This is a genomic window from uncultured Candidatus Puniceispirillum sp., assembly GCF_963979125.1.
GTDB lineage: Bacteria > Pseudomonadota > Alphaproteobacteria > Puniceispirillales > Puniceispirillaceae > Puniceispirillum.
On sequence record NZ_CAXBVX010000005.1, the window covers coordinates 14,203 to 30,450 of the forward strand.

16 protein-coding genes are annotated in these 16,248 nt (G+C 49.4%); 2 read left to right on the forward strand and 14 right to left on the reverse strand.

What is annotated here, in order from left to right; translation table 11 throughout:
- The first annotated feature begins 93 nt into the window (after positions 1-93).
- The gene (locus ABNT28_RS01330) at positions 94-2,025 is read left to right on the forward strand and encodes a sigma 54-interacting transcriptional regulator (protein ID WP_332924862.1); all 1,932 of its coding nucleotides are present in this window, start codon (positions 94-96) and stop codon (positions 2,023-2,025) included.
- Here the strand turns inward: ABNT28_RS01330 and ABNT28_RS01335 are convergent.
- The 6 genes from ABNT28_RS01335 to ABNT28_RS01360 form a co-directional block, all read right to left on the reverse strand.
- Positions 2,022-2,378, reverse strand: coding sequence for a hypothetical protein (locus tag ABNT28_RS01335; RefSeq protein WP_332924861.1), 357 nt, complete (start codon positions 2,376-2,378; stop codon positions 2,022-2,024). The two genes, ABNT28_RS01330 and ABNT28_RS01335, sit on opposite strands and share 4 nt — an antisense overlap.
- 148 nt (positions 2,379-2,526) lie before the next feature.
- Positions 2,527-3,369: a hypothetical protein gene (locus ABNT28_RS01340; protein WP_332924860.1), complete on the reverse strand. Its 843-nt coding sequence runs from the start codon at positions 3,367-3,369 to the stop codon at positions 2,527-2,529.
- 70 nt (positions 3,370-3,439) lie between these two features.
- Positions 3,440-4,327 (reverse strand): pirin family protein, encoded by an 888-nt coding sequence (locus tag ABNT28_RS01345; RefSeq protein ID WP_332924859.1) that lies wholly within the window; start codon positions 4,325-4,327, stop codon positions 3,440-3,442.
- Between the two features lie 162 nt (positions 4,328-4,489).
- Positions 4,490-4,636 carry a hypothetical protein gene (locus ABNT28_RS01350; protein WP_332924858.1) on the reverse strand — a complete coding sequence of 49 codons (147 nt, stop codon included), beginning with the start codon at positions 4,634-4,636 and terminating at the stop codon, positions 4,490-4,492.
- A complete protein-coding gene (locus ABNT28_RS01355) occupies positions 4,637-5,533 on the reverse strand; it encodes a phytanoyl-CoA dioxygenase family protein (protein WP_332924857.1) in 897 nt (298 codons plus the stop codon). It lies immediately after the preceding gene.
- A 57-nt stretch (positions 5,534-5,590) separates the two neighbouring features.
- Entirely contained in the window at positions 5,591-6,079 is a 489-nt protein-coding gene (locus ABNT28_RS01360; protein WP_332924856.1) for a cyclic nucleotide-binding domain-containing protein, read from the reverse strand.
- Between the two features lie 271 nt (positions 6,080-6,350).
- On the opposite strand from ABNT28_RS01360, the gene ABNT28_RS01365 reads away from it, so the two are divergent.
- Positions 6,351-6,779, forward strand: coding sequence for a heme-binding protein (locus ABNT28_RS01365; RefSeq protein ID WP_332924855.1), 429 nt, complete (start codon positions 6,351-6,353; stop codon positions 6,777-6,779).
- Between the two features lie 42 nt (positions 6,780-6,821).
- Here ABNT28_RS01365 and ABNT28_RS01370 read toward each other — a convergent pair whose 3' ends face one another.
- The 8 genes from ABNT28_RS01370 to recF all read right to left on the reverse strand — a co-directional run bounded on the left by ABNT28_RS01370 (position 6,822) and on the right by recF (position 16,242).
- On the reverse strand, positions 6,822-7,178 hold the full coding sequence (locus tag ABNT28_RS01370; protein ID WP_332924854.1) for a hypothetical protein: 357 nt from the start codon (positions 7,176-7,178) through the stop codon (positions 6,822-6,824).
- A gap of 108 nt (positions 7,179-7,286) precedes the next feature.
- A complete protein-coding gene (locus ABNT28_RS01375; RefSeq protein WP_332924853.1) occupies positions 7,287-8,171 on the reverse strand; it encodes a DMT family transporter in 885 nt (294 codons plus the stop codon).
- A 37-nt stretch (positions 8,172-8,208) separates the two neighbouring features.
- Positions 8,209-9,099: a DMT family transporter gene (locus ABNT28_RS01380; RefSeq protein WP_332924852.1), complete on the reverse strand. Its 891-nt coding sequence runs from the start codon at positions 9,097-9,099 to the stop codon at positions 8,209-8,211.
- 5 nt (positions 9,100-9,104) lie between these two features.
- Positions 9,105-10,289, reverse strand: a complete 1,185-nt coding sequence (metZ, locus tag ABNT28_RS01385) for an O-succinylhomoserine sulfhydrylase (RefSeq protein WP_332924851.1) — start codon at positions 10,287-10,289, stop codon at positions 9,105-9,107.
- Positions 10,290-10,473: 184 nt separating this feature from the next.
- Complete coding sequence (locus tag ABNT28_RS01390; protein WP_348720883.1) at positions 10,474-11,004, reverse strand: ActR/PrrA/RegA family redox response regulator transcription factor; 531 nt, start codon at positions 11,002-11,004, stop codon at positions 10,474-10,476.
- A gap of 116 nt (positions 11,005-11,120) precedes the next feature.
- Positions 11,121-12,404, reverse strand: coding sequence for an ActS/PrrB/RegB family redox-sensitive histidine kinase (locus ABNT28_RS01395; protein WP_332924698.1), 1,284 nt, complete (start codon positions 12,402-12,404; stop codon positions 11,121-11,123).
- A gap of 134 nt (positions 12,405-12,538) precedes the next feature.
- Positions 12,539-14,989, reverse strand: a complete 2,451-nt coding sequence (gene gyrB / locus ABNT28_RS01400; RefSeq protein ID WP_332924697.1) for a DNA topoisomerase (ATP-hydrolyzing) subunit B — start codon at positions 14,987-14,989, stop codon at positions 12,539-12,541.
- Entirely contained in the window at positions 14,986-16,242 is a 1,257-nt protein-coding gene (gene recF / locus ABNT28_RS01405; protein ID WP_332924696.1) for a DNA replication/repair protein RecF, read from the reverse strand. The genes gyrB and recF overlap by 4 nt, the downstream gene beginning before the upstream one ends.
- Positions 16,243-16,248: the final 6 nt, after the last annotated feature.

Genomic DNA, 16,248 nt, shown 5'->3' on the forward strand with positions numbered 1-16,248 from the left:
GATCTGCACAACTATCGCAAAAAACTGTTCACTTTTTGAACATTGCGCCACTTATCGGCGGACGTTACTGTAATAAAAATGAAAGATTACGGTATGTGTGCGGATACAAATTTTGGTAAAAATCAGCGCAATGTTGTTGGTCACAACAACGATGGCGACCAGTCTGGCATAACGGCAATTTCAGATAGCTGGGCACGGTGCAAAAATTTTGGCTTGCTATCATCGGGAAAGCCCGTTGAAGCTGTTATTTCTGATAACCAGATGACCGAAATACTCGAAGAAAATGACTATATCCGCCAGCTTGTTACCCCCGAACTAGAACTTTTATATAACCAGATTGCTGGCACCAACTTCATGGTTGCCTATGCAAATGATGCTGGTGTTGTGCTTGATTCGATTCAGGATGAAGATTTCAAGGCTGGCGAAGGCGGCAAGGCTGTTATTCCGGGGTCAGTCTGGATGGAACAGCTACGTGGCACAAATGCGCTGGGGCTGGCACTACATAGTGGCCAACCTCAGATCGTCTCAGGTCAGGATCATTTTTTCCATAAATTGGGTGATCTATCCTGCTTTGCCTGTCCAATTTTCGATCATGAAGAACGCATTGTCGGCGTTATTGATGCCACATCCGATGCGACCGCCCGTAACAATCACACGCTAGCTCTGGTTAAGCTGGCCTCACGAAATGTTGAAAATCGCCTTTTTGTTGAACAGTTCAGTAACTCGCTTATCTTGTCGTTTCATGCACGCCATGAATATTTGCCAACAACCAGCGTCGCCTTGATTGCGGTTGACACATACGGCTTTATCGAAGGTGCAAATGTGAATGCCAAGGCCATGCTTAGCGGTCTTGACCTGTCCAGCCGCCAGCATTTTGGCGACGTATTTTCAGTCAATTTTTCGGCTATTATCGATCAGCTACGTGCCAATGAAGTCATCCAGATCCGCGATGTCATGGGGTCCGTCGTGTTCATGACCGTTCAGCATTCCATTTTAAAACGCGTCCTGAATGCATCGCCAACAACACCAGATATCTGGTTTCCTGACCATGCAAAGCCTGCAACAGACCAGCAAAGCAAAACCCAGACTTTATCGACAAAGCATGCTGACCAGTTTGGCGCAAAGGTTTATGACGACGAGCTATTCGCCCACCAAATCAAAATGGTTCATAACACGGTAAAAATGGGTTTGCCTGTCTATATCGAAGGTGATCGCGGCACCGGAAAGACCGAATTTGCCCACCATCTGCATACATGTTTTCTCACGGACACACCCTTTGTTAAAATTGATTGCAACTTGATGAATACAGATAATTATAAAGCCCAGCTTTTTGGCGATATGGATCAACTTGGCTTTTTTGAAGCTGGAAACGATAGTGGAAAAACGTGCAAGCTGGCGCAAGCGCGTGGCGGCACGATCTTTTTTGATAACATCACCACTCTTGCATCTGAAATCCAGCAGACCATTCTACAGGTCATGGCACATGAGGAAGCACGCCGCGAAATAGCAGATCAACCCGCTATTAATGCGTTTTTCTTTGCTGGTAAATGCCTGACTGATGATGGTGACGACCAATCATCTTACAATTACGAATTTAACGAGGCCATTCAGGGATGTCAGATAACAGTTCCTGCCTTGGCACAGCGATCCGATTTTCAAAAAATTGCTCATGCCCTGATGGCCGAAATATCACCACAGCATATTTTATCAAAAGTGGCGATTAACCATCTAAAGGCGATGCTCTGGCCTGGCAATATAAAACAGTTACGCCGCGTCTTGCAGCTTGTTGTCGCTAAATCCGACGAGTTGGTAATCCGTGAGGACATCCAGATCGTTCTAGCATCGCTTGGTGGCGCAACGGTCGCACCATGCCCCAAATGCACAAGCTCGCCTGTGCGCATGGAAACATGCGTTATGATTAAAAAAACATGGGCTGAAACCGGCGGCAATGTCAGCCTTGTCGCGCGCCGCCTGGGTGTATCCCGCAACACTGTCTATAAACATCTGGAAAAGGCTGATGCCTAAAACAGCATTTTCATCATCCATTCGGGGACATCTTCTGGGTTTTTGATACATATCTGCTTGTCCGCATCGCCCTTAGACTGAATTTTGACGGTCAAATCTGCATATCCATAATCCTTAACCTGAACCGACAGATAGGTGTCCGCTATCTGACAAGAACCTGTTACACGCCACACTTCATCAACATCACCTGTTGATTTCATGCGCACGGTCAGATCAGCTTGTCCAAATTCGGTAACCATAATGGCTGTACTGTTCGCAGAAGCAGACTTTGAAACACCGACCATCGCCAAAGAACACAGTAATAAAACGCCCACCCGTATTCTGATCAGATCAAAAAACCCCATTCGCACCATTTGTCATTTCCACTTTCTAACAGCACCAAACATAATGATACCTGCCGATTGCACGCATCTCAATCACGCATTCCTACCCTCAAGCATATAGAAAAACATAGCCACTGAATATCCTGCTTTTGCAGTTGCCGCCTATTTCACATGTACTTCAATCAATATAGCTATCGGCGCGCTGCCCGGCACGTTCCAGATGAATTGGCAATACGCGCCCATATAGCTGTTTTACGCGTTCGGGGGTCCCCACCATATTTGGCTCTTCAACATAGGAAAAAATCGCCACATAGCGTTTCTGCTTACCACGTAATGGACTGACCCTATGTAACGAGTAACGTCCCTTGAAAATCTGCAGATCACCTGGCTCAAGCGCCAGCGACACGATTTTGTCCGAGCTTCCATCAAGCACCTGTTTCACGTCGTCAAAATTCTCACCTGAACGACGGATATTTGGCGCATATTGAAACAAACCGCCTTCATCAGAATTTTGTATGGCCAGCGTGATAGTGAAATTATTAGTGTCAAAATGCCATGGAAATCCCGCACCTTCTTCAGCCATATTGACAATGACATCAGCAAGCGGATCGGCATATCGATAGACATTTTCCTGTCCCAGACACGCCTTTATGAACGGGTCGAAAGCTGGAAAATCACGTATCACGCGTAACGGCCCGTCGGTGGTAAAATGATCAGCTGGAATAAACGCATTCGAACGATCAAAAAACTGGCGCCGTGGGTCATCGGAATCCAGAGCCGGATCATCCTTGGTGAAATATGCGTTGGTGCGGTTAAAGGAACGATGGGCAAATGGCGCGACCGAATCGGCTTCTTTGGTCACAAGTCTGACCGCCAAAGGTGTCAGAAATTGTTTCAGAACCACACAGCCATCATCTGCCAGTTTTTTGTGAACCTGATCAATCAACGCATCACGCGCCAGCCCATCACTATGAATGGGAAAGTGATCCAAGTTTATCAATGTGGTGGCATCAATAGTCATATCATCACCTGCCGAAATTACCGACAGGTCATGATGTCTGCAACTCACATATCTTTGCAAGCAATATCTATCAGGTCAGATAGCCAAATTTTCCGTTATTATAATCTTCAAACGCCTGCATCAACTCGGCGCGGCTATTCATCACAAACGGGCCATGCGCAGCAATCGGTTCATTGATTGGCTGGCCGCTTAACACCAGCACAACCGCATCCTCTTCGGCGGTAACAGAAAAATCTTCACCCGCATTTTCAAGCAGACCAAAATGATCCGTTGGCACCTTGTCAGCATTATTCACAATGACACTGCCTTCAACCACCAGAAACGCCGTATTGTTCTCGGCGGGAAAGTTAAAGGCGGCAGACGCACCCTTTTTCATTCGCGCGTTCAGAATGTTCACTGGTGTAAAGGTACTGGCTGCCCCCGTCGCACCTTGATAATCTCCAGCGATCACCTCGACAAAGCCGCCATCACCATCGCCAGCATTATCCAGCTTCACTTTGGGCATTTCGGCGTTCTTTATGTCCTGATATTTAGGCGCCGACATTTTATCCTTGGCTGGCAGATTGACCCAAAGCTGGACCATCTGGAAATCACCACCTTGTTTACTGAAATTTTCTTCGTGAAATTCCTTATGTAACACGCCTGATGCGGCGGTCATCCATTGCACATCACCTTCGCCGATCACACCGCCACCGCCGCTACTATCATGATGCGCGACTTTGCCTTTATAGGCGATCGTCACCGTTTCAAAACCACGATGCGGATGCACCCCTACCCCACGCGGCGTGTCGGACGGCGGAAAATAGAATTTTGAGTTATAATCAAACATCAAAAACGGATTCATCCGTTCCATGCTTAGCGGAGCTGATCCTGGAATAAATCCATGCACACGAAACCCGTCACCGACGAAATGCGGTGGCGCTGGGGGAACAATCGTTTCAAGTTTCTTTTGCGACATATCATATACCTCAATCACTGGCAGACCATTCATCTGCCGCCATAACAACCATCTGGGCATTTACTGCATTTATGTCAACTGAACACAGCGCATTACCGCCGCAAAATATTTTTGCATTTTGATGTATAACGATGGTCCACACGCAAACCGTGGCCGCAGGTTCTATCGCGGAGGTGTCGCGGCAGCATCACTTCGTAGCTTATGCTCACGCAAGCCTTTTATAATATAGAATCCCACCATCGTAAGAATGAAATAGGATGCAAATTGGTCTAGCAGATGCTCGGTAAAATCGTCATCCTTGGCCGACATCTAAAAGCCCTTCAACGGCATATGATCAGGACGCTGTAACCAATTATCTGCCGCGTAATGCGCCGATTCTTCGATCATGTGAATCGTATAGGCATAACGTGATTTTGCCGACAAATTCGGGGGTGACGTATGTGGCAACCGCCCATGAAGCACGATTAATGTTCCCTTTGGCGCGATAAGCGGCACCGTCGCTTCGGGCAGTTCCGCATCATCCAATTGCTTCATCTTCATGCTGCCATCCACATTCTGAAAGCGGGCACGAAGCGGTGCCAGATGTCCACCTGGTGCGGCATACATGCACCCATTTTCCAATGTGGCATCTTCCAGCGCAAACCAGAAACCAATACAGCTTTCCGGTTCGGTATAGATAAAGGTTGAATCCTGATGGCCTGACACTTCCCCACCGATTGCTGGCTGTTTGCAGATCACCATTGATTGCAGTTGCAAAGGGGCGACCATACCAATACATCGCGTGACAGCGGCCAGATCATCGGCATGCGAAAATGCAGAAAACACCGGATCAAGATCATGGATCGCATGGCCAATTTTGTTCACCGCCACATGTTTATCACGGTTAAGCTGGCCATCCGCGTCCAGCGCACCTTCTTCCAGAAAGCATGAAATATTATAGGCAGATTCGCGGAAATAATCATCGGCGGCGTGGCTTTGCGCTGTTGCTGAAAACACCACCTGATGCGCGTCAACGTCAAACGCATCAATCAGGCTATGCGCACGCGCCATCAAGCTGTCACACATCGCTGGCGTGACAAAATCATCAACAATCAGATAGCCATCTTCGGCAAAGGCCTGCCGCATCGCGTCGCTTGCCTCATGCTGCCATGCAAAACGACGGGCTTCTGGCACAGCTTTTCCAGCTGTCTTTACGCTTGCTTCCATCCTATATCACTCCGTCTGCTGGGTTTTGAACACCCTCATTAACAGCCTCTGGCTGTATCAATCACCAAAGATCATTTCACCATTCAGCCTTTTATGAATAGTACTAAGACGCGTTGACACTTCCTTGTTGGTGTTAACCTGCATTTCAACAAGTTTCAGAATTTGTCCGATTTCTTTGGCCAGGTCACTGCTTTGCTTGTTTGAATCCTGTAACCGCAACTGAACATTCTTCAATAAGGCTGTCATGACAAGGTCCTTATTTTGCAGTTGGTCGAAATAGCTACGCGGAATTTTTCGCACTTTGACTGGCATATTGCCAGCCCGCGCTGTAACTGATCTTTTTGCATTCAACAACAAAGATGCCTCACCAAAAATCTCGCCCTGACCAATCGTATTCAGCTTCAGACCTAATGGCGCAAAAATCTCAACCTCGCCTTCAAGCACTAAATAAGCTTCAAAAGATGTCGAGTCATGTTCATAAATGATCGCCTGCGGCGCCCATGATCTGATGTTATCGCCATCATTACGTTCTGTTTTCGCTGTCATGCTTCCCCCATTCATAACAAACTCAAATCCACACTGGATTGACAACAGGCCAGCATAATGCCCTGTAATGCGATACACCCTAATAGTTTTCACCCAAGATTGGCTAGTCTAAATTGCTTATATTTGGGCTGGCATCGGCAATAAAGGGACTTGCGCAACGGTTTGAAACCATGCCAAATTCGCTCGTCAGTTGTCCTATACATACCTGTTTCTAGATTGTCCTTGTTTCTGATCTCTTTGCCTGTTCTGCAACCTTTACAGTGAGTCCATAATGTCAATTACGCTTGATCAAGCCCACATTATCGCCAAAGCCGCCCTTGCCAAAGGCCGTGCATTATCCTTGAAACCCCTCAGCGTTGTCGTGCTTGATCCACGTGCATCAATCGTCATGTGCATGTCAGAAGATGGTGTCAGCCAGCTTCGCGCCAAAATTGCGTTGGGCAAGGCATCTGCCGCCATTCAACTTGGCCTTGGCACACGTGCGCTTATGAATCGGGCGGAACAACAGGCCTATTTTATTCAGGCTATGAACGGTCTTGCTGATGGTAATTTCGTGCCTGTGCCTGGTGGCGTTCTGATTCGCGATAAAAACGGTGTCTTGCTTGGCGCGGTCGGCATATCCGGTGACACATCTGATAATGACGAAGCTGCTGCACTTGCAGCCATTGACGCGGCTGACCTAGACGCCGACGCTGGCTAAAGCAAAACGCTTATTTGTAATTTTCTTAAACCTGCCTGTGGCCTAATTTGGGCCACGGCATCCATATAGGGCGCGCACTTTGCCTTCATTCAAAGCCACACTGATCATATAGCCTCTGGCAAAACCGCGGGCCTTGCATGATTCTATAGCGGCCTTGCGTACTTCGTCTGGCGGCAAAATGACACTCGAATAGCCTGTATCCCATTCAAATTCCAGACTAGGTAGCGGTGCTGGCGTTGCTTCCACATCCTGACTTACTGTGTCTGTAGTCTGTGAACCGGGTTTTTTCAACGGCGTTGATGTTACCTGGGGCTGGGCTAAATGACACGCGGCTAGCAAAAGCGACAGCGCAATAACCACCACCTTATTTAATACAGTCTTCCAAATACATGGCGTCATGATCGGTAAATCCCCTTTTTGACCGCGTTACGTTACGTTGTTTTGGGCGTTTTCGTCCACTGATTTTTAAATACTGATTCTAATTTGTGTAAAAATAGCATTATCAGATTACGCCTGCTTTGTGCGTTGGGCCACCGCCAGCCCTGTCAGAATCAGCCCCAGCGCGATAAATTTGTCCAAACCTAATGACTCGCCTAGCAAAAGCGCGCCCAGAAAAACCGAAAAAACTGGAATCAGGTATCCGATAAAGGATGTAAAGCCAGCCCCAGCACGTTTGATAAGATGATAACGCAGGAAAAAAGCAAAACCGGTTGGTAACGCCCCAAGCCATAAAATCGCCAGCCATGCTTCACCTGACCACCCGTGCCATGCCAGCGGTTGTTCAAACAGAAATGCCAGTGGCACCATCTGTATTGTCACAAACCCCATAATCACTACCGCAATAAATAACGCTGGCACCTGTGGCAATCGCCGTGCCATCAATGCCGCCGCCACATAGCACCCTGTGGCCAAACAGACCAGAATCTGCGGAATAATATGCGTCCCACCAGCATTCATCGCGGCGTGCCCAAACAATATCACCACCCCTGACAGGCCAATCAGAACGCCCATCATCTTATTGACTGACATGCGTTCACCCTCAGCAAAGAAATGCGCACCGATGATTGTCAACAAAGGCCCAACCGACATCAACAGTCCGGTCAGTGACGAATCCAGAACCAGTTCGGCATCGGAAATCAGATAAAATGGCACGCTCATCCCAATCACACTCATGACAAACAGATAGGGAAGATGACGCACATACGGACGCCAGACAAAACCGGACTGAAATTGTATGAATAACAGCACCACAAAAAAGCCAATAAGCGTGCGCAAACCAACCAGCGTCAGCGGGCCGGTTTCAACAACCGCTAATTTGATCGCCGAAAAGGATGACGACCAGACAAGCGCCAACAGGATCAAAAGCGCCACATTTCGGTTTTGTTCAGTCACCAGCCCCCGCCTCACATAAGATCATGACGTCATGTATCTAAAGTACCAGCAAGCTGGCACATGCAACAACCAGAAAGGCACCAACCCATGCCCCCCACGCAGGCATCATACGGGTTCGCACCCAGACAAACGGTAAAATCAATACTGGCGTCGTGGCTGTCAAAATCGCCACAATCGCAATATGTCCGGTTTCAAGTGCTTTCAAGAACAAAGCCATGCCTACGCCCAGACCAAATAATCCGTTGAAAAAAACATTCACCAGAATCTTGCCATCTGGCAAGACTGGTTTGGCGCGTTGTGTCTTGTCAAAAGGATAGCTTGCCCAGAAAAACACAGCCGCAATCATCACCCTTACAAGACTGGCCATAATCGGATCAAGCCCGTCACTCATCGCGGGACGAATGATAATCGCGCTGATCGCTTGCCCCAAAGCTGCCAGCAAACCAAACAGAATGCCCAGTGATAAGGGAGGTGTCACATCTTCCCATACATGCATCAAATCGCGGCGCTTGCCATAAATGATCGCTAAACAGATACCGACAAAGGCAATGATGACAGCCAGCGCATCATGCATGACCAGCACTTCGCCAAGGATTAACCAGCCCAGCAATGCGGTCATGGGAGCATTAGATGAAAACAGCATATTTGTCCGGCGTGGCCCTAACCGGCGCATCGTCAGAAACAGGAAAAAATCGCCTAGCACAATTCCCACAATTGATGACATAACAAGCGGCCAGATAAATATTGGATCAAGGGCAAAACTACGCCCTGTCATGACCAGAAGCACCGCCATAATCCCTGCCGCGGCAATCATCCGAAGGCGGTTGAAATGAAGTGATCCAAGGGCGCGCGCTGGCGCATGACCAAATAACCCCGCCAGCGTCCAGCAGATAGCGGCGCCAAACGCATAAATAGCGGCAGTTTCCAAAATAATTATCCTAAAACACGAAGGGCTTGTTCAATATCATTCATAAGATCATTAGTAGCTTCAAGACCGACCGAAAGCCGTAAATGCGATGTGCTGATTCCCAACTCTGCCAACTCTTCATCACTCAGACTGGAATGTGTTGTTGTATAGGGATGACAGGCCAGTGATTTACTGTCGCCCAGATTATTCGAAATATCAATCAGTGATAGCGCGTTCAAAACACCATAGGCACCGGCTTCATCGCCATCAACTTCAAACGCAATCATGCTTCCAAACCCACGCATCTGCTTGCGGGCAAGGTCATATTGCGGGTGGTTCGCCAGCCCGGGATAGCGCACATTGCGCACCATCTTATGCTCTGTCAGCATGGTGGCAATCCGCATTGCACTGGCACATTGCGCTTCCACCCGTAATGACAATGTTTCAAGCGATTTCAGCATCACCCAGGCATTAAAGGCACTGATCGCCGCCCCTGTCTGCCGGTAAAAGGGTGTAAATACATCCTTTATAAAGCGCTGATCGCCCAGCACCGCCCCACCCATCAAGCGTCCCTGACCATCAATATGCTTGGTCGCCGAATAGACAACTATGTCGGCGCCTAGTTCAAGCGGGCGTTGATGCAGGGCCGTGGCAAACACATTATCAACCACAACCATAGCACCTGAGGCATGCGCCATATCCGATACCGCCGCAATATCAACCAGTTCAAGCAACGGATTCGAAGGGCTTTCAAAAAAGACCATCTTTGTTGGCGTCTCTAACGCTTTTTCCCATGCGTCAAGGTCGGTGCCATCAATCAGCACTGTTTCGATGCCCCATTTTGGCAATGTCTTGGTCAGAATAACGTGGCAGGCACCAAACAGGGCACGGCTGGCAACCACCCTATCTCCACTTTCCAGCTGGCATGCCATCACCGCAAAAACCGCAGCCATGCCGGTTCCCGTTGCTTTACAGGCTTCCGCCCCTTCAAGCATGGCAAGACGCTCTTCAAACATGGCAACGGTCGGATTCCCATAACGGGCATAAACGAAATTATCCGTTTCTTCACGAAACGCCGCCGCCGCTTGTTCGGCTGATTCATAAACGAATCCCGATGTCATATACAGCGCTTCGGATGTTTCCTGATATGCGGATCTAACAAGGCCACCACGGACCAGCTTGGTTGCGATTTCAGGTTCTTTTTTCTTCATATCAACGACAGTCTATATATTTATGAAATGGCCATTTAACGAAACCAGCGGTGAACGCTGAAATAACAGATATATGTCTTTGGCCTTGGGTTTGTATAGGCGCATTAGGCTACGCGCACAAGGCCAAGCATGTATGGAAAATATCTATCTTAAATGGCATTGCGGCATGGCAACACGACACAGCCTAGCTTCGCGGTGCGTGCTTGCTCAGAATACGTTGCAAAGTACGTCGATGCATACGCAGGCGGCGCGCCGTTTCTGACACATTGCGCCCGCATTGTTCATAGACGCGCTGGATATGTTCCCAGCGCACTCGATCAGCGCTCATCGGATCCTGCGGTGGCGGGGGCATGCCGTCACCCGTTTGCATCAAGGTTGCCACGATCTGGTCTGGATCAGCCGGTTTTGGCAGATAGTCCAGCGCACCGGCTTTTACCGCCGCTACGGCGGTTGCAATATTGCCAAAACCAGTCAGCATCACGATACGGCAAGTGTCGTCACGTTTGCGTAATTCCTGAACCAGCGTCAGTCCTGTTCCATCATCTAGTTTCATATCAAGGATCGCATAGGATGGTACCGATTTGCGCACCAGTTCAATGCCTTCGGCGACCGTGCCCGCATCAACCACATCAAACCCACGCGCTTCCATTGCGCGCTTCAGCCGATTGCGCAATGGCGCATCATCATCAAGAATTAACAACGATTTATCAGTCACCTTCTGCTTCCTTTTCTTCTAAACCCACATAATCTTTCATATACTGACACGTTATACTGGCACCTTATAATGGCATATTTCACCCATATAACCATGCTGTGTACTGGCATATAGCATCATTCCACCATAAAACATGAACGTGGCAGGCTAACCCTGACTTCACCACCGCCATTTTTACCGTTACCGAAAACAACCGAGCCACCAATCGAACGAATCAGCGTTTGCGCGATAAACATGCCCAGGCCGCGATGCCCGTCTTCACCCTCACGACTACTATTCCAAGGCTGGCCAGCACGGCTTAATATTGACGGTTTGAATCCATTGCCATCATCATTGATACTTATATGGATATCTTCCGATGACCATTCAATATGTACGACTATCTGGCTACGGGCGAATTGATGCGCGTTTTGCAGAATATCTTCAATCGCCTGAATAAATTCGGCGCGGCGCGTGGCAACAGGCACCTCATCCATTGTATCTGCATCATGCGTAACAATAACGTCGGCATGACCCGCATCGAAACGTTCATGCAACAAATCCTCAATCAACACATTAATCGGCAGTTCGGGTTCAAAATCAGGATTGCTTTGTGATTTATAATCTTCCAGTGATCCCAGAATCACGCGGCATCTTTCGGCTTCGGCGCGTAATAGCTGTATATCCTCATATATCGGATCATCCTCGGTGATTTCCCGGCTCAACTCATGGCTAATGACAGTGATCGTATTCAAAGGTGAGCCAAGCTTATGCGCCGCCGCTGTCGCCAGCGAACCAAGCGCCACCGCCTGTTGTTCTTCGGCAACGGCAAGTTGGGCTTGGGACAGGGCTTCAGACAGGCTTCGCGCTGCCGAAGCCACCCACCACACATAGCCACCAATGAATATTGTCGATAGCACCAGCGACATCCATAAACCAGCAACATACAGGCCAGGCAAATCAACCTTATCCTGATCCCACGGCAACGGGTGATTATATAAAGCCAGCACGCTAACGCTGGCCGCAACTGTCAGGATCAGCACCAATGTTGCACGGCGGCGAAGCATCGTTGCCGACACCACGACCGGCGCCAGAAGCAAAACCGAAAACGGATTCAACAGACCACCTGTCAGAAACAACAAGGCGGCCAGTTGTAAAATGTCAAAAATCAGCGCCAGCAGATTCTGTTCGACCAGTCCACTATCATCCTTGGCCTGTCGGTTTTGCCACAAATTCATCAATACCGATAAGCCAATAATAAACAAGGCTGGTATCAGCGGCAGATCAAATCCAAGCACAAAATAGGTGAATATCAAGGCCATTAGCTGGCCCGTAATGGCAAGCCAGCGGATGGTCAGAACAACCCTTGGATCAATAGGACTTCTGACGCTTGTGTCGGGGCCAGCAAAAAGACGCTGCATCAACATGGTGCCCTACCCCGCTTTTCACAAAGATTGAAACAATACACCATCCGGCGGCACATCACATGTCACCATCATATGGGTAATATTAATAGGGATGCGCATAGAACCCGTTTCATCAGGATGCCTATGCCCTAAACATCGAGATTGGCAACACGGAGCGCATTGGTCTGGATGAAATTCCGGCGTTCCTCAACAGCTTCGCCCATCAATGTTGAAAATGCGTTATCGGCATCTTCTTCATGTTCAATCACCACCTGCAGGAATGTCCGCTGATCCGGATCGAGTGTTGTTTCCCATAATTGACTTGGATTCATCTCACCTAGCCCCTTATAGCGCGAAATCTGTGCGCCTTTTCGGCCTGTCTGGAACACAAATTGTGCCAGATCGCTTGGGCCGTGGATGATCGTGTTTTGCGATGCGCCGGTCAATGTTGCAAATTTGGCATAAATCTGCTGCAGATGTGGGGCCATACCATCCAGCTGAACCGCTTCGGGCAAACCGATGATCCGCCGATCAATGACATATTTTTCGGTAATACCGCGCAACCGCCGCTGAATGACGATGGCTTTGCCATGAACCGTATCTTCGATCGTGCCTTGCCAGCCTTTTTCAAGTTCGCCGGCAACATTCTCAAGCCGCTTAGCCAGATATGCGGCCGCTTCGTCATTATCAAGCGTCGTGTTTTTCAAAAGCCCCGCTATCGCTGCCTGTTCGACCACGTCACGGTTGCCAACTTGCCGCGTTATCTGTTCAACCAGACGACTGGCAGTAACCGCGTTATTGGTTACATCCCTTAAATCAGGTCCGGCTATCTGGCCATCACCATCGACAATAAGCACCGTGTCTTTCAAACCGGCTGTCATCAGATATATATCAAGTTCGCGCTGATCTTTGAGATAAACTTCGGATTGTCCGCGTTTGGCGCGAAACAATGGCGGCTGGGCAATATAAAGATAGCCAGCCTCGATCAAAGGTCGCATATGGCGGAAGAAAAAGGTCAACAACAGCGTCCGAATATGGCTACCATCAACATCCGCATCGGTCATGATGACAATCTTGTGATAGCGCACCTTATCAAGTTGCATTTCGGTATTGCCGACGCCCGCACCAATCGCGGTGATAAGCGTGCCGATCTCGGCTGATGACAACATCTTGTCAAGGCGCGCGCGCTCGACATTCAAAATCTTGCCACGTAGGGGCAGAATAGCCTGATTCGACCGATCACGACCCTGTTTTGCCGACCCGCCCGCCGAATCACCCTCAACCAGGTAGATTTCTGATTTCGCTGGATCGCGTTCCTGACAATCGGCCAGTTTGCCTGGCAGGCTGGCAATATCCATAACACCTTTGCGGCGGGTCAGATCGCGTGCCTTGCGCGCCGCTTCCCGGGCTGCCGCGGCTTCATAGGCCTTGGACACAATCTTCTTCGCTTCGGATGGATGTTCCTCGAACCATTGGTTTAGGCAATCGGCAACCGCCTGTTCAACAACAGGGCGCACTTCCGAAGACACCAGCTTGTCTTTGGTCTGCGATGAAAATTTGGGATCAGGCACTTTAACCGACACAATCGCTGTCAGCCCCTCGCGTGAATCATCACCTGTCAGCTGTACCTTTTCCTTTTTGGCAATGCCCGATGATTGCGCGTAATTATTAACCACCCGTGTCATGGCCCCACGAAAACCAGCAAGGTGGGCACCGCCGTCACGTTGCGGAATATTATTGGTAAAACACAGCGTATTTTCATGGAACGAATCTGTCCATGCTAGGGCCAGTTCAACGGTAATATCATCACGCTGGCTTGTCGCCGTGATTGTTGGATGCATTTCGGTGCGTGATCGATTCAACCACGTGACAAAGGCTTCCAGACCACCGTCAAAGAAAAATTCGGATACTTTTTCTTCACTTGTCCGGTTATCAGTCATTTTGATACGCACGCCCGAATTCAAAAACGCTAATTCGCGCAACCGATGTTCCAGCGTGGTAAAGTCAAATTCGATCGACGAGAAAATCTCTAATGACGGATAAAAGGTAACATGCGTGCCAGTCTGCCCTTCGGCATCCCCCATATCAGCCAACGCACCATCAGCTTCACCCATTTTGAACATCATCTCATGCTTGCGGCCATTGCGGAAAATGGTCAGCCGGAGCCATTCGGACAAGGCGTTGACAACTGACACGCCCACCCCGTGCAAACCACCTGAAACTTTATAGGAATTATTATCAAATTTTCCACCAGCATGAAGCTGGGTCATAATCACCTCGGCGGCTGATACGCCTTCTTCATGGTGAATATCCACTGGAATGCCGCGTCCATTATCGGTAACGCTGACTGATCCATCGGCATTCAACATCACTTGCACAATGTCACAATGGCCTGCCAACGCTTCGTCAATCGCATTATCGACAACTTCATAGACCATATGATGAAGCCCCGATCCGTCATCGGTATCTCCAATATACATGCCTGGCCGTTTGCGCACCGCATCCAGTCCACGCAGAACCTTGATCGAATCCGAGTCATAATTCCCTTCAGGCACATTCACCTTTTCATTTGGGATATTTGTTTTTTCGTCTTCGCTCATATCAACCACTCGCATTTGGGCGTTTTGCTTGTCACGCCAGACTCATTTTTTACATCATGATCTGCATCATGTATTTTCATAAACTGGGCGCCTTTGCCAAGCCCTTCGAACAGGCTGGCCTCACTGCCGCTGAACCAGCTTTGCCCACCAAGATCGAACAATGCCTCAAACAGGGCTGACCGACGTTTGGCGTCAAGATGTGCCGCCACATCATCAAGCAGCATAATGGGCGGCCGGCCAAGGCGGCGCTCCTGTAATCGGGCATGGGCAAGCACTACGGCAATCAACAACGCCTTTTGCTGTCCGGTCGATGCCAGATAGGCAGGCGTGTTGCTTGCCACATCATAGGCGTTAACCTCGCTGACATGCGGTCCTGACAATGTGCTTGTGCCTTCTGCCCGCATGCTGGCGGCGGTGGCCATATGCTGGTCTTCAACTGCCAATGCTGGCATGGCATCCAACCAGTTTTCAATTTCACCTTGCAATTCAAGCCGCACGCCGGGGAACCCGTGCCAGCCATGTCTGGCCTCGATATTCAGATCATGAATCAGTGCCCGCCGTGCCGCCGTGATCGCAATGGCGGTTTCGGCAAGACTGGCTTCAAGCGCGTTGAACCAGCCTGCATCACCACGACCTTCACTGATTAATAAAGTCCGTTCGCGCATCAATTTTTCATAACGATTGGTACGGCCAATATGCGCGGCATCAAAAGCAATTACCAGACGATCAAGAAAGCGCCGGCGCGTCCCGGGTGAATCGACAAACACCCCATCCATCTGCGGCGTCAGCCATGATACCGATAATTGTGTGGCAATATCGGCCTGTGAAACCGTCATCCCCTCACGCCGCATGATCCGGCGGCCAGTCTGTGAATCAGCTGGCACACCTGTGCCAATCTGCATAACCCCGTCTTCGGTTTCCAGTGCCGCCGATACCGACCAATCCGGCATTGCCGCGCCAATCTGCGCCAGATGCGCTGTCTTGGCACGCCGCATACCCTTGCCTGGCGACAGTAAAGAAATTGCTTCCATCAAATTGGTTTTGCCCGCGCCATTCGCGCCCACCAGCACCACAGGTGCCTGTCCGAATTCAAGCCGTACAGCTTCGTAATTGCGAAAATTACGTAACATCAATCCTGACAACCAAAATTGTGGTGACGACGCAGTCTGTTCGGATTTTCCACCCATAGCATGGCTATTACGGTCACTGTCCGAACTATCGGTCTGTCTGAAGTGGTGTGAAAGTGCTGTCAAACGTCA